This window comes from Mucilaginibacter dorajii, from assembly GCF_024808255.1.
GTDB classification, from domain to species: Bacteria; Bacteroidota; Bacteroidia; order Sphingobacteriales; family Sphingobacteriaceae; genus Mucilaginibacter; species Mucilaginibacter dorajii.
The window spans coordinates 122,177-142,719 of the sequence record NZ_JANTYS010000007.1; the positions used below are offsets into that span (position 1 = coordinate 122,177).

Below are 20,543 nucleotides of genomic sequence, written 5' to 3' on the forward strand. Positions count from 1 at the left end.
CCCTGTAAACTACGAGATTGCCGCGCTACGCTCGCAATGACATAGCTTTTTAAGTACTCCGCCTACTTCTGTATCAAAGCCAGCAATCCTTGTGGTGTTTCGTAAGTAGTACCTTTGTAGTCCAACGCTTTCACGCCCACACAAACGGTATCAGTAGCATTATTGGCGTGAGTGATATAGATTTTTCCCCGCACATCGGGCTGGATGCCTTCGCCGGCTAATTTCATAGCTGTGAGCAACTGCATTACACTATCAATCCCCGGGCTTTTGGTGAAATTTTTAACCTTCCCTTCCGGAAAATAATAATCAAACTTATCGCAGGGGATCCTAAACTGCGTTTCGCGACCTAACTCGGTAAATTTGAATTGGATGGATTTTACCACTTCGGCAGGGTTGGGTTTTGGCTTACAGGCTGAAAGGGTGATGATTGCGAGCAAGCCTACAACAATATTTAGTTTTCTCATGTTAGATTGTATAATGTGATATAAATTTACAATCTTTTAAATAAAAGAAGTTGTCTTTTGTTACTACGGTGCCCTCTACTTCAACACATCCAATACCCTGAACATCTTTTCCTTAATCCCCCTGCTCGATCCACTGAAGTTATTTACCATGATAGAAAAACAAAGCTCCCTGCCGTTGTGGCTTTGGTAGCCTGCATAACATAGCACACTGTTGATGCTGCCGCTTTTCATTTTCATATCGTTGTAAACGGGCAAACTCTCATACAGATCTGGAAACCAGCTTTCTTTTTTTGCCGATTGCAGCACGCGGGCCATGGTATTGGTGCTCACCCTATCGCCGGGTGAAAGGCCGCTGCCGTCATAGGTATTGATGCTGTTTGCATCGATACCGCGGGCCTGCCAAAATTTTTGAACTTCTTCTACCCCGTTTGCGGTACTTGGTTTGCGGCCTTGTTTCCAGGCGATGGTTTTAAGCAACTGCTCGGCGTATAGGTTAATACTTTTTTGGTTAAGCCAGTAAATGATCTTGCTCAATGGCGGCGACTCGATAATAGTCAGCTTTTTGGCGTTCACGGGTACCTGTAAGCCTTTTGCAGTTAATGTTGCTACAGATTCAGGATCATTATTTACAGTGATTCCTAAACGCTTCAGGGTGTCTTCTAAGCGTAAAGCGGCGTCGTAAGCTGCATCAGGTGTGGCTGCCGAAATGCTTTTTTTATCCTTATCAATGGCATAACTGCCGCGCAGATACATTACCTTACTGCCCACGGGTAAAAAGGCATAAGCATTATCGCCGCTGCCGGATGCACCGTTAACCAATTCACTTTTAAAGGTAAGGTAAGATACATTAGGAACCGTATAAGAAACCCCGATAGGATTACCTACCGCACCAGTGCGTAATTTAATATCAAACTGGTTTTCGCGCCAGCAAAGACCCGATGTTCCGGCACCATAATAATTACCTATATCCTGCCAGATCCAGCCTTCGGGGATAGATTGTGTGCCAAAGATGCTATCATCGCCAATAACCCGCCCGTTTATTTTTTTGATGCCGGCGGTTTTGAGTGCATCGGTCATCAAGGCAAGCACATGAGCTTCCTTGGTTTGCTCATAGCGCCAACTGCCCAGTGTTGGGTCGCCGGCACCTTTAATGATAATATCCCCGTTAAGCGTGCCATCAGCAGAAATTTCGCCGTTGTAGCCTAACTGGGTCTGATACTTAAAATCGGCACCCAAAACATAAAAAGCGGTAATGCTGGTTATTGTTTTTAAAGTTGATGCAGTAGCCAGGCCCATATTAGGATTGGCCGCAAATACCTGTTCGCCGGTTTTGGCATCCAACACGGTTAACGATAGCGACGCGTACCTGCACTGGCTATCGGCCTGTAACCTGCCAAATGCAGTTGATAATCTCGACTGAAGATCCTGGGCATAAACCCGCCCACTTAAAACTAATAAACTAACTATCAATAACCGCTTCATCCTCATTCTTAACGTTCCTTTGCGATATGAAATATATGGGGATACCAATTAACACAATACCTAAGCCAAATATAGAGTACGTACTTTTATATATTAACAGTAAAATGCAAAAAGCAATACCCATTAAAATGTAAATTGCCGGTAAAACGGGATATCCAAAAGCTTTGTAGGGTCTTTCGGCGTTAGGCATTTTTGCCCTTAAAATATATATGCCAATAATGGTAAGCACGTAAAATATCACTACAACCAGTGATATCATATCCAGCAAATCGCCATAACGCCCGCTTAAGCACAATACAGACGCCATCGCCGCTTGAATCCATAAGCCAAACTCCGGCACTGCTGCTTTGTTAAGCGTACCTGTGCGTTTAAAAAATACGCCATCTTTAGCCATGGTATAGTAAACCCTGGCACCAGATAATATCAATCCGTTATTACAGCCAAAGGTTGATATCATGATCATTACAGCAATAATGTAAGTACCAACATTACCAAAAATAACGTGCGAAGCCGCAACGGCCACCCTGTCCTTATCGGCTACAGAAATATCATGTAATGAAAGTACACCTGTATAAACTACGTTTGCCAACACATAAATCAGCGTTACAATGATGGTACCCAACATCATACTGAGTGCCACATCACGCTTTGGGTTTTTCATTTCGCCGGCAACAAAAGTTACACTGTTCCAGGCATCACTACTAAATATAGAGCCCACCATGGCAGCCGCGATAGCGCCTAAGGCGGTACCTAACGTTAACTGGGTTATGGTGCCATCTTTATTGAGGTTATGTAAATCCCAGGCGTTTGCCCAGTTGGCAGTCCATATATCACCTTTAAAGGCTAAAAATCCAAACCCAATTAAACCAAATAAGCTTAATAATTTGGTCAGGGTAAAAGTTGTCTGAATCCACTTTCCGCTTTTTACACCACGGGTATTGATAAAGGTAAGCAGCACAATTACAATGATAGAAACTACCTGCGCGGCACTTATTTTTATAAAACCTAAATTTAAAAGAATATTATCTTCACTAAACGGGTGGATAATATAAGCCGTAAACTTACTAAACGCCACACCAACTGCCGCTATAGTACCCGTTTGAATTACCGCGAAAAAACTCCAGCCATATAAAAACGCGATGAGTTTGTTATAAGCTTCTTTAAGGTAAACGTACTGCCCGCCTGCTTTGGGGAACATGCCGCTTAGCTCGCCATAGCTAAGGGCGGCGGTTAAGGTCATGAAGCCGGTGATGAGCCAAATGGCTATAAGCCAACCTGCTGAGCCTACATTACGTACAATATCTGCAGCAACTATGAATATACCTGAGCCTATCATGGAGCCTGCTACCAGCATGGTGCCATCAAGCAAGCCAAGCTCATGTTTCATTTTTGGTTGTCCGGGGTCTTTTGTCATATACTTAAAAGGGGTTTAAACCCCTAAACTATTCAAAAACTTTAATATTGGCAGGCTATTGTAAAGAAAATAAATTTACTATTTTGCAAGCACCAATTATACCGTGTTACACTTAGCACTAACAGTACTTACTTTATAAACCAAATTTGCGACTATGGATTTTTTGAACACTTACTTAATCTACTTAATTCCGGTTTTCGGTTTGATAGGCATTGCCTTCATGGCCGTTAAAGCCGCCTGGGTTACCAAACAAGATGCCGGCGATGGAGATATGGCCACACTGGCAGGCTACATTGCCGATGGGGCAATGGCCTTTTTACGTGCAGAGTGGAAAGTACTAAGCTACTTTGTGGTGGTTGCCGGTATTTTATTAGCCTGGAGCGGTACTACCGTAGCTACATCAAGCCCTGTTATTGCCGTTTCATTTGTTATTGGCGCATTTTTATCGGCCTTTGCCGGTTACCTGGGTATGCGCATTGCTACCAAGGCTAACGTACGCACCACACAGGCTGCCCGTACCAGTTTGGCACAGGCTTTAAAAGTATCGTTTACAGGTGGTACTGTAATGGGCCTGGGTGTCGCCGGTTTGGCTATCATCGGCCTTGGTTCGCTGTTCATTGTATTTTATACCATATATGTTAAAAATGTGGTGGGTGCCACTGTAAATGGCGAAGCCATGGCAAAAGCCCTGGATGTTTTGGCCGGGTTTTCCTTGGGTGCCGAATCCATAGCGCTGTTTGCCCGTGTAGGTGGTGGTATTTATACCAAAGCGGCCGACGTAGGTGCCGACCTTGTAGGTAAAGTTGAAGCAGGCATCCCCGAGGATGACGTACGTAACCCTGCCACCATTGCCGATAACGTAGGCGATAACGTAGGCGACGTGGCCGGTATGGGTGCGGATTTATTTGGATCGTACGTGGCAACCATGCTGGCTACCATGGTATTGGGACGCGAAATTGTATCACATGACGCGTTTGGTGGCATTGCCCCTATCCTGTTGCCTATGGTAATTGCAGGCTTAGGTTTAATATTCTCTATCGTTGGCGCTGCTTTGGTACGCATTAAAAGCGAAACCGACAGTGTTCAAAAAGCTTTAAACATTGGCAACTGGGCCTCTATTATATTCACCGCCATTGCCACTTATTTTGTGGTGCAATGGATGCTGCCAACAGGAGAATTCCACATGGTGCGTGATGAGGTTAACGGCGTGGTTAAAGAAAGCGTAATTCCATTTACCAAAAACGGCGTTTTTATGGCGATAGTAGTAGGACTTGTGGTAGGTACTTTAATGTCTATCATTACAGAATACTATACCGCTATGGGTAAACGCCCGGTATTGAGTATTATCCGTCAATCTTCAACCGGGCATGCTACCAATATTATCGGTGGTTTATCTGTGGGTATGGAATCAACCGTATTGCCTATCCTGGTACTGGCCTCGGGTATTTATGGTTCATACCACTTCGCAGGTTTATACGGAGTGGCTATTGCCGCCGCCGGTATGATGGCTACTACAGCCATGCAGTTGGCTATCGACGCTTTTGGCCCTATTGCCGATAATGCCGGTGGTATTGCCGAAATGAGCCGCCTGCCCGAAGAAGTACGTCACCGTACAGACAATTTAGATGCCGTAGGTAACACTACCGCCGCTACAGGCAAAGGTTTTGCCATCGCGTCTGCCGCATTAACCTCACTGGCTTTATTCGCGGCCTTTGTGGGTGTTGCCGGGATTGAGCATATTGATATTTATAAGGCCGATGTTTTGGCCGGTTTGTTTGTGGGTGGTATGATCCCGTTCATCTTCTCTGCCTTGTGTATCTCGGCTGTAGGCAGGGCGGCAATGGCCATGGTTGAAGAAGTTAGGCGCCAGTTTCGCGAAATTCCCGGCATTATGGAGTACAAGGCTAAGCCCGAGTATGAAAAATGTGTGGCTATCTCTACCAAAGCTTCTATCCGCGAAATGGTTGCCCCAGGTTTGATCGCATTGATCACCCCTATCGTTATCGGTTTCGCCTTCGGGCCCGAAGTTTTAGGCGGTTTATTAGCCGGTGTTACCGTATCCGGTGTATTGATGGGCATTTTCCAGAGCAACGCTGGTGGCGCGTGGGATAACGCCAAAAAATCATTCGAAAAAGGTTGTTTGATCAATGGCGAGATGTATTATAAAAAATCAGAGCCGCATAAAGCATCTGTAACCGGCGATACCGTGGGCGATCCGTTTAAAGATACCTCGGGCCCGTCAATGAATATTCTAATCAAACTGATGTCTATCGTTTCATTGGTTATTGCACCTCATTTAAATGCAAAACTTGCGGCTGCTCCAACAGCCATGAAACACGAAGTCAAAAAACAAGTGATTGTGCAGGCTTATACATCGCCAATTACAAAAGTTGAAAAGAAAGGATAATTATTCTCTTTAGATATTGGAAAAGCCGCCTGTTGAGGGCGGCTTTTTTTGTTTAAGTCGGAATATCTATATTGGCTGTCATGAAATCAGCACAGGGCATCTGTCTCAAATACATTGTTATCCTTACTTTTGCTTTGCTCGGAAACTACTATCTTCTGTTCCTTTCTTCTTTTAATATTCCCCGGTATATCCCGTTTACCAATATAGCAATCAATGGAGTAGTTATATTCACTATTTTTATGGTGGCACTCAATATTTTTATCAGGGAGCTGATAAAGTTACGCCCAGATTTCGGCGTTGGATTTTTAACCTTGTATGGAGCTACAGCAAGTTTCTTTTCAGAAACATTTTTTCAGGCCTTTCTATTGCACCTTTTTCCAGAGGGCGGCTTTTATTATTTTTTTATAGATGTATTGGTTAATTCAATCATGTTCGGCGCAATTTCTTTCTTGATAGCATTCCAACTAAAAACACAAAACACTGCAAGGCTGATATCTTTCATTGTCGTCTTCCTTTTGGTGTTAAAATTGATAACCTACTTTTTTCCTCCCTTGTTGCAAAAGCATTAATGAAAAAAGTGTTATTAGCTTTACTATCTCTGTTCGCATTATGCAGTTGCAACCACAAAAGCAAACGTGATTACAAGTACACCATTGCCAAAGACAACCACCTGTATATCGAAATTTATCGGACCGGCATTCTCAATGGTGCTGTTGAAGCCTACCTTACCGACTCACTAACCTTCAGTCAAAACTTAGGTCAATATGACGATGAGAAAGGCTATATAGATTGTACGTTTAAGGGTGATGACGTTATTACACAGCGCAAAGAATACCTGTATGGTGCAAGCCAACAGCCAGATACGATGAAAATTACAGCCGCCAAAACCTATAGCTTAAATGCGCTAAAGAAGTTGCACAATTTTAATTGACCGGCCGTGTAACTCCATGTTAAGAGTTCAATACACGAAGGTTGGGCATACATCAACAAGTATCAAATTTTATACCCTTGCATAAACATCTCATTTTCAAACTATAATTTGGATTATTTCAAAGACTCCATTGTTACATTCGGCTCTTTATGTTTTCAATAAATTTAAGTACGTTTGGGGAAATGTGAATTTTTAATTTTTTTACGACTGATCTTACTAATTAAACATGAAGTTATTTATTAAAAAACCTATTGCGCAATTGATGGCTGCTTCGGCGGCTACCGAGAAAACGCTGAAGAGAACTTTAGGCGTTGGCTCGCTTATAGCACTGGGTATTGGTGCCATTATTGGCGCGGGTATTTTTGTGCGTACAGCAGCAGCGGCAGGCGAACATGCTGGTCCGGCTGTTACCATTTCCTTCCTGATTGCAGCCTCTGGTTGCGCCCTTGCCGGCTTATGCTATGCAGAATTTGCAAGTATGATCCCTATCGCCGGCTCGGCTTACACTTACTCTTATGCCACCATGGGCGAGTTTATTGCCTGGATCATAGGATGGGATTTGGTATTGGAATACGCATTGGGCGCGGCAACAGTTTCTATAGGCTGGTCGCAGTACTTTAACGAGTTTTTACACACTTTTTTTAATGTGCACATCCCCTATCAATGGGCACACTCGTTTTTTGAAACCTCCAACACTACCACCGGTATGTACGCCGCCGAATTGGGTACAAGAGGTGTAGTAAATTTACCCGCTATATTGATCTTGTTTTTACTAACCTTACTGCTTATCAAAGGAACAGCAGAATCGGCCGTTGTAAACAACATCATTGTAGTAGTAAAAGTAGCCATTGTATTAATGATCATTGGCTTAGGCTGGCACTACATTAACCCGGCTTTACATACTCCATACATGATCCCTGCCGATGCCGGAACTGTAAAAGTAAGTACAGGAGTTATTAATTACGGCGATACTTTTAACCATGGCTGGCTTGGCGTGTTACGTGGTGCAAGCGTTGTATTCTTCGCTTTCATTGGTTTCGATGCCGTATCAACCGCAGCACAGGAAGCAAAAAATCCACAAAAAGATATGCCAAAAGGTATTTTAGTATCGTTGGTTATCTGTACTGCATTGTATATCCTGTTCTCACACGTATTAACCGGTTTAGTATCGTACAAAGAATTCCTTATCCAGGGTAAAGAAGCATCTGTTACTTATGCTATTAAAGCAGCAATGGGCCCAAGCTACCACTGGCTGGCCAATTTGGTAACGGTATCTATCCTTGCAGGTTTTTCATCGGTTATCCTGGTGATGTTAATGGGCCAAACCCGTGTATTCTATACCATGAGTACAGATGGCTTGATCCCTAAAATCTTCTCAAAATTGCATCCTAAATACCAAACTCCTTACAAATCGCAATGGTTATTCTTTGGGTTTGTATCGATATTTGCAGGCTTTATTCCTGACAGAATTGTGGGCGACATGGTAAGTATAGGTACCCTGTTTGCGTTTGTACTGGTTTGCTTCGGTATCATGATTTTACGCAATACAGACCCAAACCTGGTTCGTCCGTTTAAAACTCCTATTTATTACATCGTTTGCCCGCTTGGCGCATTGATCTGTTTAGGTATGATCGCTTCTGAAGGCTGGGAAAACTGGGCAAGGTTAATTGTTTGGCTTTTAATTGGCTTTATCGTTTACTTTGGTTACAGTATCAAACGTTCGCACGTACGTAAAGGAAAAGTTGAGCCGGCCGACGGCCCTATCAACCCTAAATATGTTGAATAATATCATTTGATAAATACACAGCAAAAAGGTTCTGATAATTCAGAACCTTTTTTGTTACCTTATATTTTTTAGGCAAAGTAGATAGTGTTAATGTAGGGATAATCGGAGAAACTCATATTTACATCCGGTGTGAACAGGTTAAATATGCAAATCCGTTTGTCTGGCCGGGAGCCGCAAATATGCGTCTCTACAAAAAAATTGCCGAAATAATTAATTCATGAAGCAGGATAAAAACCTCTGGATCTTAGTATTTATTTGCATTATCAACTCTCTGGGGTTTGGCATTATTGTACCGGTACTTTACTCCTACGGCAAGCAATACGGTATTACCGGCGAAACACTGGGCATCCTTACTGCATCGTTCTCGGTAGCGCAATTTTTTGCGACCCCGGTTTTAGGCTCACTATCTGATAAATGGGGACGCAAACCTATCCTGGTGATCAGTCTTGCCGGTACCTTTCTGTCGTTCCTGATGTTTGCCTGGGCAGGCAGCATTTATGTGCTTTTTGCAGCCCGTATTTTAGATGGCTTAACCGGCGGCAATGTATCTGTGGCCCAGGCCATGGTATCAGATACAGCCACGCCACAAAACAGGGCGAAAAAGTTTGGCATCATCGGCTCGGCATTTGGTTTTGGCTTTGTGATAGGCCCTGCCATTGGCGGCCTTCTCAATAAATTCGGACCAACCATACCATTCTTCTTCGCAGCTGGGATTTCGCTCATCGGTACCCTATGCACCATTTTCCTGTTAAAGGAAACCAACCCACCAGAAAAGCAAAACAGGTCAAGCAAGGTGAATTTCAAACTTTCGGCATTGATAACCACTTTAAAGCGCCCGGTTATAGGCACCGCCGTGTTCACCGGCTTTTTACTTACCATGGCACAGTTTACAATGATCATTGGCTTTCAAACCTTTAGTGTTGATGTATTAAGGATCAGTCCCACCCAAATTGGTATCCTGTACGCGGGCTTTGGCATCAGTGGTATTGTGATGCAGTTGTCGGTTCCGTTGTTAACCAAATGGTTCTCATCCAAATCAATCATCCTGCTTTTATCAACCGTACTTTGTATGGTAGCCATGTTTATTACCGGCCTTACCAACGAGTTTATAACCTTTATTACCGGTATTTGCACCTACGGTTTATTCAACGGATTACGCAACCCCATGATCAACGCCATCATTGCCGATCATATTGACCACAATGAACAGGGTAAAATATTGGGTATAAATCAGTCATATGCCTCAATAGGGCAAACATTAGGGCCCGTAACCGCCGGATTTGCAGCATTGATATCGGTACATAGTATTTTCTTTTTATCGTCTTGCTATATTTTATTCGCACTTTTGTTGAGTTTCCGGTTAAAGTCAAAAGAATAAAACCCTAAAGCCATGCATCCATTAATTTTCAGGGAGGTATTATCCGTTACCATGATCCTTTTCGCCATTATTGATATACTTGGCGCCATACCCGTAATTATACAGGTAAGGCAGCGTGTTGGTCATATCGAGTCGGAAAAAGCGAGCATAGCGGTACTGGTTTTAATGGTTGTTTTTTTATTTGTGGGCGATGAACTGCTGGCCATCATCGGGCTGGATATTTCGTCATTTGCAATTGCCGGCTCCCTCGTGATCTTTATCATAGCCATGGAAATGGTATTAGGGGTCGATTTTTTTAAGGAAGAGGTACCACTTTCTGCCTCCATCGTCCCTATCGCCTTCCCGCTGATAGCAGGCGCGGGTACAATGACAACGCTTTTGTCGCTAAAATCTCAGTATCAAACTCAAAATATTATTGTGGGGATCGTGCTCAACACCATTGTGGTTTACCTGGTGCTCAAAAACGTAAAGTGGATAGAAAAGCTATTGGGTCCGGTAGGCTTAAGCATTCTGCGTAAATCATTCGGCATCATTTTATTGGCTATCGCGATAAAACTATTCAGGAGCAATACGCATTTGTAGATGTGCAGGTGTGCAGATTTCAGATGTGCAGATGATTTTACCTGAACCACGATTCTTCGGATTATATTGATTTCAGGATTTTTTTTGTACTGCAGAGAACTCACCCCGACATCACTACGCGCATAGAGGGGCGGGAAAACTTTCGTTTATTTTTCAACCCTCTTTGCGGCGAAGCCGGATGGTGGTCCAGCGAAGCGCAGACCGGGTGAGTCGCAGTCAGCGTTCAACTTCCTCCCTACTTCGTACTCAGCTTATTAAATTTATAGGTAAACGTAAGCAGGAAATACCTTTTAAGGGTATTATTCTGCACATCGTAAATGATATTATCGCCCGCAAAACGATACACGCTGGTGTTTTGGTTAAACAGGTCGTACCCGGTTACTTTAATCTCTCCCCTGTCCTTTTTAAGCATTTGTAAGGCAATGGAGCTACTGATCACATTAATCCCTTTTTGAAAGCCGGCACTTACCTGCGGATTGTAAGCGTATTCCTGTTTGGTTTCCCATATGATCCTTTTGGGCCAGCGCACAACCAGGTTATTATTTAGGCCAAAGTTACTGGTGCGTACCTTTTTATGATCGTTATAATCATAAATTGTATAACCCCAGCGATAATTACCACCTGTGCTTAGTTCTACTTTATCATCATAATTGAGGTTTATGCTTTGATAACTACCAATGGAATAACTTTTTTGCCAGCCTTCTACTTCATTGATGATGTTTAAGTTACGATTAAAGTAACCATTTATCGAGGAGTTGGTATTGATGGTAAACTTGCCCATTTTTTTAAACTGCTTATACAATCCCAAAGAACTACTTACGTTGTATTGCCCGTCGCGGTTAACAAAAGAGGTGCTTTGCGCGCCGTTGCTGGCTATGGTTTGCACGTTAATAGTGGCGTTATGCTGGCTGCTTAAATTGCTGTACATGTAAATATTTACCTGCGAGGCCTGGAAATATTTATTAAGATTGATACCGAAGTTATCGTCGGTAGTTGGTTTTAGTAAAGGATTACCGGTAAAAGAGTATAACTGGTTATAAACGATGGTTTGTGGTTGTAGTGAGTTAATAGATGGCTGGTTGGCAGATCGGTTATAACTCAACGTAACGGGGCCCAGCTCTGTACGGATGGACGGCAATAAAAACAGGTAATTATGGTATTGGTTAACAGCGATGAATTTATTTTCCACCTGCTGCCAGTCAAATGCAAGGCCGGCAATTATCGATATATTTTTTACAACATCATAGGTAATCTCCGGCTTCAGGTCCTCGGTAAACTGGTTGCGCTTTAAGTTAGTGCTTTGACTTGGCAGAAAAATATCATACAGACCAGTCACTTTATTTTTATCATATGCAAAATTCTCTTCATTACTTTTAGCATACGTGCCGCTTACAGAGATATTACCCTTTATTTTTTTGCTAAAAGGATAGATGACGCTAACATTCACATTTGCCGAAAGATTGTTGTTTTTACCATTGTTATAACGCCTCATGGTATCTGATGGGGGTACCTGGGTAAATGATGTAAGATCATTGTTTTGGTAACTTTCAGACCTGCTCGGGTTCAATTGCAGGTTATGCCCAATATTTAACGATGCACCTTTTTTACCTTTAAAGCGCTTGTTGTAATAAAACTCCTGTGAAAATTGTGTGCTGTTGCGGGTATTCCGGGAATTGCTGCTGATGGTATTGATATGATTGCCAAAGTTATTATAGCTATCAGAGAAGGCATCATAGCTGTTGTTTTCGCGATTAAGTATCACCTTTGGGGCATAATGAATGGTATGTAATGTATCCGGGTTCCAATCAACCAGGCCACCTATAGAGTGTGAGTACTTATCAGATTGCTGGTTAGATCTTGAGGAGGTAAGCAACGTTGTATCCTTCAAAAACCGTTGGCTATATGCTGAATTTTGAGAAGTGTTATTTTTTTGACTGTAGAAATAAAGCAGGTTAATCTTCAATTTTTTCCCGTAATCGGTATTCAGGTTAAAACCGCCGGATGTGATTTTTTCGATCCCGCCCCAGTTTTGACCTCCTGTGTTAACCGTACCGTTATACAAACTATTCCCTCCAGATCTGTCAAAACCGCCCTGCGAGTACAAATCATCATTAGAAAATGCTGTTTTGTTTAGGTTATTACTTAAGCCGATGATGCTCACTTGCAAGGTATCTCTAAAAAGGTTAAACAGGCCGCCGCTCTCGTACCTATCGCGGGTACCGCCGCCTGCAAATACTTTACCAAAGATGCTTCGCTTAATGGCCTTTTTAAGTTTAAGGTTGATAACCTTTTGTACCTTGTTGTCGCTAATGAGGTGGTCAGGGTCATTCTCCCTGTCGTCATAAACCTGTATGGAGCCAACAATAGCGGCATCAAGGTTCTTGGTGGCTATTTTGATATCGCCCCCAAAAAACTGTTTACCATCAATCAATACCTTACTTACGCTTTTACCATTAACGGTAATGGTACCATCGCCGTTAACCTGTAAGCCGGGGAGCTTTTTAAGTAGTTCCTCAACCACGGCGTTGGGCCGGGTTTTGAAGGCATCGGCACTAAATTCAATGGTATCTTTTTTAATAGTGATGGGCACACGCTCGGCCCTGATCACAACTTCATCAAGCATCTTATTGCTCAGGGCTATATCGCCCAGGTCAACCACCTCATTTTTATTGAAGGTGAATGTTTTGATATAGCTTTTGTGCGATGTAAAGGATATCACCAGCTTTATCTTTTTGCCATGGGGCAGGTTACGCAGTTCAAAATCGCCGTTCTTTTTACTCAGGGTATAAGCAATAAGCGATGTATCCTTTGTATCAACAACAGCTATAGTACTTAATTCCAAGGGCTTTTTATCAAGAGAATCGGTTACGCGGCCTTTAATAGCTACGTGGTTTTGGCCATAGCCCACGGTAAAGCAGGTTAAAAGTAAGAGTAGTACAGGAATAAATTTCATGCAGGTAGCAGGTGTAATTGTGGTGGTATAAGGTTGTAAGGGGTATTAAGATAGCCGGTATCAGGTTTTGGCAGGTAGCATCAGGATGTTTTTGTTTTAGATGATAAGTTTAGATATGGTATCAATAAATGAGATCAGTCAATAACTCAACTCAAAAATATGCGCAATAACTAAGTAAAACAATGGACTATTATTATATCATCATGGACTATATAATTAATATCATGCAGTAATTTGCTTTTTTGGAACATAATAATTGGGGATAAGGTGCTTTCATAAATGTGATTGGGTGATTAACGCTGATAAACCAAAAGTATTATCCATCAAAGTTTAGTTTTTATCCATTTCAATAAAGTTTGCTTTGCAATAGTTTTACTGCAACCAATTAAATGCCCCTAATACAACCTGGTACCTATTGATTTCCAAGGCCCTTGCGCCCGGTAAAAGTTTTTACTTTTTACTGGTTTTTACTGGCTTACTTGTACTTGATGCTTTTGATGTAAAAGCACAGGTGGGCGACCCTATTTTTTCTATCGATTTTGGGGCGGGCACCAGCAAAATAGGCCCTCAAATTGACAACACAGATTTTAAAACGACGTACAATTATTACCCCGGCACACCATATGATGGTTCTTATACCATTGCCAACTCAACCGAGGGTATGTATACTGGAGCATGGCTGGTAACCGGCGATCATACCGGGAACCCGGGCGGCTATATGATGGTTGTTGGTGCAAGCGATATACCCGACGAGTTTTTTAACCAACGGATACGAGGCTTATGCCCCAATACCAAGTACCAGTTTAGCGCTTACCTGCTTAACCTTATGCAAGCTGATGGCATTAAACCGGATATTACGTTTTCGGTAACAACCAGTGAGGGCACAGCAACCAACCCCACCGGCCCCATTGATAATGGTTTAGGCTGGCGACAGTATAGCATCACCTTTACGACACCCGCAACCGGAGGCGATGTCATTCTTAAAATGACCAACAATGCCGGCGGCGGGTATGGTAACGATATCGCGCTTGATGATATTACTTTTAGTCCGTATGGGCCAACACTTGAGCCTGTTTTCGACAATAATAATACCTCATTTACAGCTTGCGAAGGTGGCAATAAAACTTTTACTTTAAACGCGCAGCTTGCCCCGGGATACCATTATACCAACCCCGCCTATCGATGGCAAATAAATGATGCCAGCGGATGGGTGGATCTTCCGGGTGCCACCACGCAATTGTACCAGGCTAAACAACCGGTAGCAGCGGGCATTTATCAATATCGGCTTACCAGCGCCGAGGCTATTAATATTGGTACAAATCAGTGCAGGGTGGTCTCTGCCCCCCTAACGTTAACGGTTAAGCAGCCGCCACAGGCTATTGCAACAGCCACTACGCCCGTTTGCCATGGCGAAAAACTCACCCTGTTTGCATCTATAGGCGATAGCTATGCCTGGACCGGACCCGGTGGTTTTACATCTAACCAACAAAACCCGGTAATAAATCCGGAGGACGTAAAAGCAGGAACTTACCAGGTTGCTATCACTACCGGTGAGTGCACATCTACAAGTAGCGTTAATGTAACACTAAATCCAAAGATAGATGCTCACGCGAGCGAAAATACTTCCATTTGTCCTGGTGGTGGCGCAACCTTACATGCCACCGGCGGCACCACGTATTTATGGTCACCGGCAAAGGGTTTATCAGATGTAAATAGCGCCAACCCCTTCGCCACTCCTGATGTTACTACAACCTATACCGTTACTGTAACTACAAATGATTGTAACGCTAAGGATAGCGTAACGGTTACCATAATTAAGGACCCCATAGCTGATGCGGGTACTGATAAACAGATCACTTTGGGGCAAACCACCCAGCTTGACGGCCAGGCAAGCGGCGATAATGTTAGCTATTACTGGACGCCGGCCGATTACCTGGATAACCCCAATAAAATTAATCCGATAGCATCGCCACTTACCGATATCACTTATACCTTACACGTAACATCGGGCGCGCCTTGCCTGGTAACCAAAACCGACCAGGTTTTGGTTAGTGTTTACAAAAAAGTGATTGTGCCCAACAGCTTTAGCCCAAATAACGATGGCTTCAACGATACATGGAATATTGAAGCGCTCTACACATTTCCCGAATCTATAACACAAGTATTCAACCGTTATGGCAGTGTTGTTTACAGCAGCAAGGGATATGCTAAACCCTGGGATGGTAGCACAGTCAGCGGTAAATTGGCCGCCGGCACATATTATTATCGCATCGATCTTAAAAACGGAACCGTACTTTCTGGCTGGGTAGAAATAGTACTATAAAGCGCTGTACGGCAGCAGCACTCATCATTAACCAACTCAATCTTATTCATCTTTCCTGGTGGCTATGCCCTGTACTGAACAGAACGCACAGGCTATCAAAACATGAACAAAAGTACATGGTCGCTTTATATTATTTTTAGGGTTTAAACATCTTAACTATTAAGACGGTATAATGAGGTCATTCTTTTTGGTGATATGGTTCAGGGATATCCCTATTGCAAAAAAACTGCATTTTACCATCGGCATTATGGCCTTTTTAATTATTGTTGAACTGTTTACACTTAATTTTTCAGTAAACACGCTCTCTGCAATACGTACGTTGATAGGAGCCGAAGGCTTGTGGTCAAAAGCCCAGAAAGACGGCCTATCGCATCTGCGTATTTATGCTTACTCCCATAACGAAAAAGATTACCAGGCTTTTCTTCAGTATATGAAAGTGCCGCTGGGCGATGGCGATGCACGTAGAGCGCTTGAACAGGAAAACCCAGATTATAAAGCAGCACGCAAAGGTTTCCTGGCCGGCCGCATGCACCCGGATGATGTAGATGATGCCATTAAATTACTTCATCGTTTTGTTCGTATCAAATACATTCAAACAACAGTTCAATACTGGAAAGAGGCCGAGCATATCCTGATGAAAATTATACCGGTGAGCCACCAATTACATGAAAGGGTAACATCGGGCACCATGTCTGCCGAGGAAACTAAATTTTATTTGGATTACATAGAAAAGATTAACACACAACTAACACCTATAGCTGATAATTTCTCATTCAGCCTTGGCGAAGGCTCGCGCTGGTTTGAAAACCGCATTCTTACCTTACTGGTATTTTTGGCGTTATCAATTGAACTAACCGGTATTTTGATTGCCATCTCTATAAGCAGGGGAATTCAAAATGGGATTAAGGCCATTATTGCAGGCGCCAGAATGGTTGAAAAAGAACGGTTTGTAAGGGTTAAAGTATTTTCGCATGATGAGATAGGCCAGTTGGCAACCTCCTTTAATCAAATGACAGATAAGCTGGAGCTAACCATCACCAACCTTAAAGCCGAAGAAATTAAGGCCAAGAACGAAAAAGAGCGGGCCGAGGCATCTGAAAAAATAAAGCGGGTATTTATTGCCAACATGAGTCATGAAATACTTACCCCCATGAATGCCATATTAGGTTTTACCCTGCTGATGGAAGAATCTGAAATGAATAATGAGCAAAAAGAATACATAGCTGCTATTCGAAGATCGGGTGAATTTTTGCAGATCCTGATCAACAACATTCTTGATATTTCAAAAATAGAGGCCGGTAAGGTTGTACTTGAATATAAGCCTGTTGATATTCATGATCTGGTAAAAACCACCGTATCGTTACTTAAGCCCGAAGCAGCAAAAAAAACGTTATCGCTTAACTATAAGGCAGATAAAATGATTCCCAAATTAGTTTTGGGCGATGGCATAAGGCTGAGCCAGATTTTATTGAACCTGATAAGTAACGCGGTAAGATACACCACCTACGGATCTGTTTTTACCGACGCCTATGTGATTGATAATACCGGCGACGTTGTATGGATAGAATTTAGCGTACAGGATACCGGCCCAGGCATACCTTACGAAAAACAGGATAAAATATTTGAAAGCTTTGACCAGATTAAACAAAGCCACCACCTTGGCGGCATTGGGTTGGGCCTAAGTATGGCCAAGCACCTGGTTGATTTGCATGGCGGCAAAATATTTATAAAAACAAGTACCAGCAAAGGGTCTGATTTTAGAGTGATCCTCCCCTTCCGTAAACAGGATGTTAAGCCCGACAAGCAACTGCCGGCTATCTCCACCAGGCAAACACCCGCAGGTTTGGCCCGCATCAAAGGTATTCGAATTTTAATAGCTGATGATAACCATCTTAACCAACTACTGATAAGAAAAGTACTTGAAAAACGTAATTACAACGTTGAGGTGGTAGAAAACGGGCAACTTGCTGTGGATAAACTGACCGAAAACTATTACGACATTGTATTGATGGACCTTGACATGCCCGAGCTCAATGGCTATGAAGCCACAACCGCCATCCGCAATTTTCAGGACGAAAAAAGCAACATCCCTATTATTGCAATCACAGCGCACGCCACTGCCGATGTTATGGAAAAATGCTACGCCTGTGGCATGAATGACTTTATTGCCAAACCTTTTGACGCCGAAGTATTACATCAAAAAATAATGACCTTCGCAAATCAATTTGCGGATGTTAGCGGGAAGTGAAACTACCCCGGCAAGCTTACATCACCTGCTTCTCAAACAACTCGATCACCGCACCTTCTATGATAAGGCGGGTGTGCTCATAATGAAGCTGCTTATAAAACTGCGCATATTCCATCATACCTGTTATATCGCTTTTTTTAAGCAGCAGGGTAACTATATAAAGCTTAACCAATTTGTACTTATTGGTATGCGCTATATCATCAAAATATTTATACTCCATCATTACCTGGTCATAGTTATTATCAATTAGGGCCATTTCTATTTTGTAGGCATGTAAAAGTGCCTGCATCAATGGCGTAAAAGCATGATCATGATGATTGGCGAGCCTTGAGATTGACCTGTAGCATCCTACAAAGCCATTTTTATCATTACGCATAAAACAGGCATCTGCAATAACTATGTTTAAAAAGAACGTGTACCCGGCAGCATACTTGGAGAAATTTTTATAACTGCACCTTAACGTATTTATAAAACGCAACTGTTTACCCGGGTTACGGCTAAACTGCACCGTAAACGCGGCCAGGGTGAACATAATATCATTGGCTATATGATCGTTAAACCATTCGCCCTGGCCAGGAGGATTAAAGCAAAATTTAGTAATTTCGACAAACGCACCCTTTTTTATCATACCGTATTTTAAATAATGAAAAACGGTATCGATACATTTCAATGGATTAACCGGAAACTTAAAAAGTTCTGACTGGGATATCTTCTTCAATTGCAGCAGGTAATTTTCAAGTGCCTTCAAATCAAGTTTAAACATGGCTGTGATAGCAAGACTGATCAAGACCAATAACCTCTTATCGTCCGGCAAATCAAATTTCAATAAAACGTGAAGCGTTTTTTCATAACCCGAGTCGATATTTTCCAATCCCAAAAAATAGTAGAAGAATTGGCCATCAGCATTTAATTTAAAAAACTGCCGGTTTATTACCTGTAAACCGTTACCAGAAAGTTCACGGTCAAAAAAATCGCCCATAAAGCATAATAAAGCTTTACGTTGGTTTAATGACAGATCTGTTTTAGTGATATAGCTAAGGTTGTAATGCGATTCTGTTTTAACCGCGTAAATAATGATCCATTTTATTACATTTAGTTTTACCTCATTGTTCATTACCAGGTTTATCTGCACTACCAGTTCGGCATTTAACCGGTTATTATTATCGGTAAGTAATTTTTGCGCTACTACATATTCCAATAGCTCATCTCCCCCAAATTCAATATAAGTATGATAAACCATTTCTTCGCTTTTGTTTATCTCCCGTAAAAAGCCCTGGCTTATCAGTTCATGGTAAACGTTTTGATGTTTAGCGATAACTTGACTGGCATTTAACTTGTTAACATAATATTCTCCGTTTTTATGATTCATAATTTGTACCAGCTCAAAAAGGAACATCATTCTTTCGGCCGAGTGTTTATCCATGTAAATTTTCTCCAGCATATAAGCCGATACCAGGTCATACTTTAAAAGCGAGTCGGCGTAGTTGAGAAAAAAGTCGTCTTTACGAAGCCGGTAATAAAGCTGCAGATATAAAGGATTGCATACCAATTCAATTATTGCCGGGTGCACAAAAGATTTTGGCTGATGATTGATTTTAAGGCCTATGTCTTTTATTTCGGGCAAGGTAAACCTGGGCACATTTATATAGCTGTTATCGCCATTAAAGCCGGTAAACCATTTTCCGCTTTTATCAAGCTGATGCCTGTTATTAACCCAGGTACTTGTACGCATAGTGATCAGCAACCTAAGACAGCTATGTTGGTCATAAAGCGATAAAATATCGGTGATGTGATTTATAATTAATGAAAACTGATCATTTTTAAGTGTGTGCTCATCAAATCCGTCGATAATAAGATAAAACTTACCGTCGTCATTGCTCCTGTTGTTTAGCAAAGCCACCATGTTATCGGCCCGGTTAAATCCTAATAATGATAGTAGCCATATGTGAATATCCTGCCCACTCATTAATGCCGATTGTAACGTGGATGTGCTAAAAAACAAAACAATATCGTTTGTGCCATTTACCTCGCCCAACTCCTGTTTTTCTTCTATCCAGTGCAATACAGCTATAGTTTTGCCATAAGCGGCCGGCGCTATCAACGCCGTTGCAACAGCACCCGACGCTGCAAAATCATCCATGTGATCATTAATAAATTTGCGGCCAACTGTTTTAATGTAGGGAATGCCCGAACGTCCTTTTAAAGCGCGCAATGTAAAGCCGGTTATTTTATCAGCCTGGTCGGTCAAAGTAAGCCAGTTAAGCCCTTTATCCGACTCAACTCTTTGATCATGATCTTTTAAAAAGCTTGTCCAGGTGTAATACCCACAGTATTGCAATAAGGTATCAATGGTGAATTGCGAGGGCTTAAATTCACTATTCGCAAACCCATAAACCCTTTTAAGGGTGGTTTCACTAAGTTTTAACCTGGTTTTTTGAAAAATGAGTTCACTCAGTTTTTTGCAATCTGACGGCGCAACGTAACTTAAATTAGAAACCGTAAGTACAAGTTTCTTGAGCAACTGGAAATGATGTGACAGCATGTATAGTAAATTTTTATCGATTTCTGATCAAAT

Annotated in this window: 13 protein-coding genes; 8 read left to right on the forward strand and 5 right to left on the reverse strand. The window is 42.2% G+C overall.

What is annotated here, in order from left to right:
- Positions 1-62: 62 nt before the first annotated feature.
- The 3 genes from FHS10_RS11385 to FHS10_RS11395 all read right to left on the reverse strand — a co-directional run bounded on the left by FHS10_RS11385 (position 63) and on the right by FHS10_RS11395 (position 3,360).
- Positions 63-464: a hypothetical protein gene (locus FHS10_RS11385; RefSeq protein ID WP_259090565.1), complete on the reverse strand. Its 402-nt coding sequence runs from the start codon at positions 462-464 to the stop codon at positions 63-65.
- Positions 465-539: 75 nt separating this feature from the next.
- Positions 540-1,946, reverse strand: a complete 1,407-nt coding sequence (gene dacB, locus FHS10_RS11390; RefSeq protein ID WP_259090569.1) for a D-alanyl-D-alanine carboxypeptidase/D-alanyl-D-alanine endopeptidase — start codon at positions 1,944-1,946, stop codon at positions 540-542.
- Positions 1,924-3,360, reverse strand: coding sequence for an APC family permease (locus FHS10_RS11395; protein WP_259090570.1), 1,437 nt, complete (start codon positions 3,358-3,360; stop codon positions 1,924-1,926). Before FHS10_RS11395 ends, dacB begins: the two co-directional genes overlap by 23 nt.
- A gap of 154 nt (positions 3,361-3,514) precedes the next feature.
- On the opposite strand from FHS10_RS11395, the gene FHS10_RS11400 reads away from it, so the two are divergent.
- The 6 genes from FHS10_RS11400 (at position 3,515) to FHS10_RS11425 (ending at position 10,444) form a co-directional block, all read left to right on the forward strand.
- Positions 3,515-5,767, forward strand: a complete 2,253-nt coding sequence (locus FHS10_RS11400; protein WP_259090571.1) for a sodium-translocating pyrophosphatase — start codon at positions 3,515-3,517, stop codon at positions 5,765-5,767.
- A gap of 80 nt (positions 5,768-5,847) precedes the next feature.
- Entirely contained in the window at positions 5,848-6,336 is a 489-nt protein-coding gene (locus FHS10_RS11405) for a hypothetical protein (protein ID WP_259090572.1), read from the forward strand.
- On the forward strand, positions 6,336-6,698 hold the full coding sequence (locus tag FHS10_RS11410) for a hypothetical protein (protein ID WP_259090574.1): 363 nt from the start codon (positions 6,336-6,338) through the stop codon (positions 6,696-6,698). The genes FHS10_RS11405 and FHS10_RS11410 overlap by 1 nt, the downstream gene beginning before the upstream one ends.
- 226 nt (positions 6,699-6,924) lie before the next feature.
- Positions 6,925-8,484 carry an amino acid permease gene (locus tag FHS10_RS11415; protein WP_259090575.1) on the forward strand — a complete coding sequence of 520 codons (1,560 nt, stop codon included), beginning with the start codon at positions 6,925-6,927 and terminating at the stop codon, positions 8,482-8,484.
- Positions 8,485-8,701: 217 nt separating this feature from the next.
- A complete protein-coding gene (locus FHS10_RS11420; RefSeq protein WP_259090576.1) occupies positions 8,702-9,862 on the forward strand; it encodes an MFS transporter in 1,161 nt (386 codons plus the stop codon).
- Positions 9,863-9,874: 12 nt separating this feature from the next.
- Positions 9,875-10,444, forward strand: coding sequence for a MarC family protein (locus tag FHS10_RS11425; RefSeq protein ID WP_184549563.1), 570 nt, complete (start codon positions 9,875-9,877; stop codon positions 10,442-10,444).
- Between the two features lie 235 nt (positions 10,445-10,679).
- Here FHS10_RS11425 and FHS10_RS11430 read toward each other — a convergent pair whose 3' ends face one another.
- Positions 10,680-13,397 carry an outer membrane beta-barrel protein gene (locus FHS10_RS11430; RefSeq protein ID WP_259090577.1) on the reverse strand — a complete coding sequence of 906 codons (2,718 nt, stop codon included), beginning with the start codon at positions 13,395-13,397 and terminating at the stop codon, positions 10,680-10,682.
- Between the two features lie 415 nt (positions 13,398-13,812).
- Between FHS10_RS11430 and FHS10_RS11435 the strand changes: the two genes are divergently transcribed.
- Both FHS10_RS11435 and FHS10_RS11440 read left to right on the forward strand, forming a co-directional pair.
- Positions 13,813-15,720, forward strand: a complete 1,908-nt coding sequence (locus FHS10_RS11435) for a T9SS type B sorting domain-containing protein (protein ID WP_259090578.1) — start codon at positions 13,813-13,815, stop codon at positions 15,718-15,720.
- 172 nt (positions 15,721-15,892) lie between these two features.
- Entirely contained in the window at positions 15,893-17,968 is a 2,076-nt protein-coding gene (locus FHS10_RS11440) for a response regulator (RefSeq protein ID WP_259090579.1), read from the forward strand.
- A gap of 16 nt (positions 17,969-17,984) precedes the next feature.
- Here FHS10_RS11440 and FHS10_RS11445 read toward each other — a convergent pair whose 3' ends face one another.
- Positions 17,985-20,510 carry an NACHT domain-containing protein gene (locus tag FHS10_RS11445; RefSeq protein ID WP_259090580.1) on the reverse strand — a complete coding sequence of 842 codons (2,526 nt, stop codon included), beginning with the start codon at positions 20,508-20,510 and terminating at the stop codon, positions 17,985-17,987.
- Positions 20,511-20,543 lie beyond the last annotated feature (33 nt).

Excerpts from the sequence above, each read along its gene's own strand:
- FHS10_RS11440 (WP_259090579.1), top strand. The coding sequence starts at position 15,893 with ATGAGGTCATTCTTTTTGGTGATATGGTTCAGGGATATCCCTATTGCA.
- FHS10_RS11420 (WP_259090576.1), top strand. The coding sequence starts at position 8,702 with ATGAAGCAGGATAAAAACCTCTGGATCTTAGTATTTATTTGCATTATC.
- FHS10_RS11430 (WP_259090577.1), bottom strand. The coding sequence starts at position 13,397 with ATGAAATTTATTCCTGTACTACTCTTACTTTTAACCTGCTTTACCGTG.
- FHS10_RS11415 (WP_259090575.1), top strand. The coding sequence starts at position 6,925 with ATGAAGTTATTTATTAAAAAACCTATTGCGCAATTGATGGCTGCTTCG.
- FHS10_RS11400 (WP_259090571.1), top strand. The coding sequence starts at position 3,515 with ATGGATTTTTTGAACACTTACTTAATCTACTTAATTCCGGTTTTCGGT.
- FHS10_RS11445 (WP_259090580.1), bottom strand. The coding sequence starts at position 20,510 with ATGCTGTCACATCATTTCCAGTTGCTCAAGAAACTTGTACTTACGGTT.
- FHS10_RS11395 (WP_259090570.1), bottom strand. The coding sequence starts at position 3,360 with ATGACAAAAGACCCCGGACAACCAAAAATGAAACATGAGCTTGGCTTG.
- FHS10_RS11425 (WP_184549563.1), top strand. The coding sequence starts at position 9,875 with ATGCATCCATTAATTTTCAGGGAGGTATTATCCGTTACCATGATCCTT.
- FHS10_RS11385 (WP_259090565.1), bottom strand. The coding sequence starts at position 464 with ATGAGAAAACTAAATATTGTTGTAGGCTTGCTCGCAATCATCACCCTT.
- FHS10_RS11410 (WP_259090574.1), top strand. The coding sequence starts at position 6,336 with ATGAAAAAAGTGTTATTAGCTTTACTATCTCTGTTCGCATTATGCAGT.
- dacB (WP_259090569.1), bottom strand. The coding sequence starts at position 1,946 with ATGAAGCGGTTATTGATAGTTAGTTTATTAGTTTTAAGTGGGCGGGTT.
- FHS10_RS11405 (WP_259090572.1), top strand. The coding sequence starts at position 5,848 with ATGAAATCAGCACAGGGCATCTGTCTCAAATACATTGTTATCCTTACT.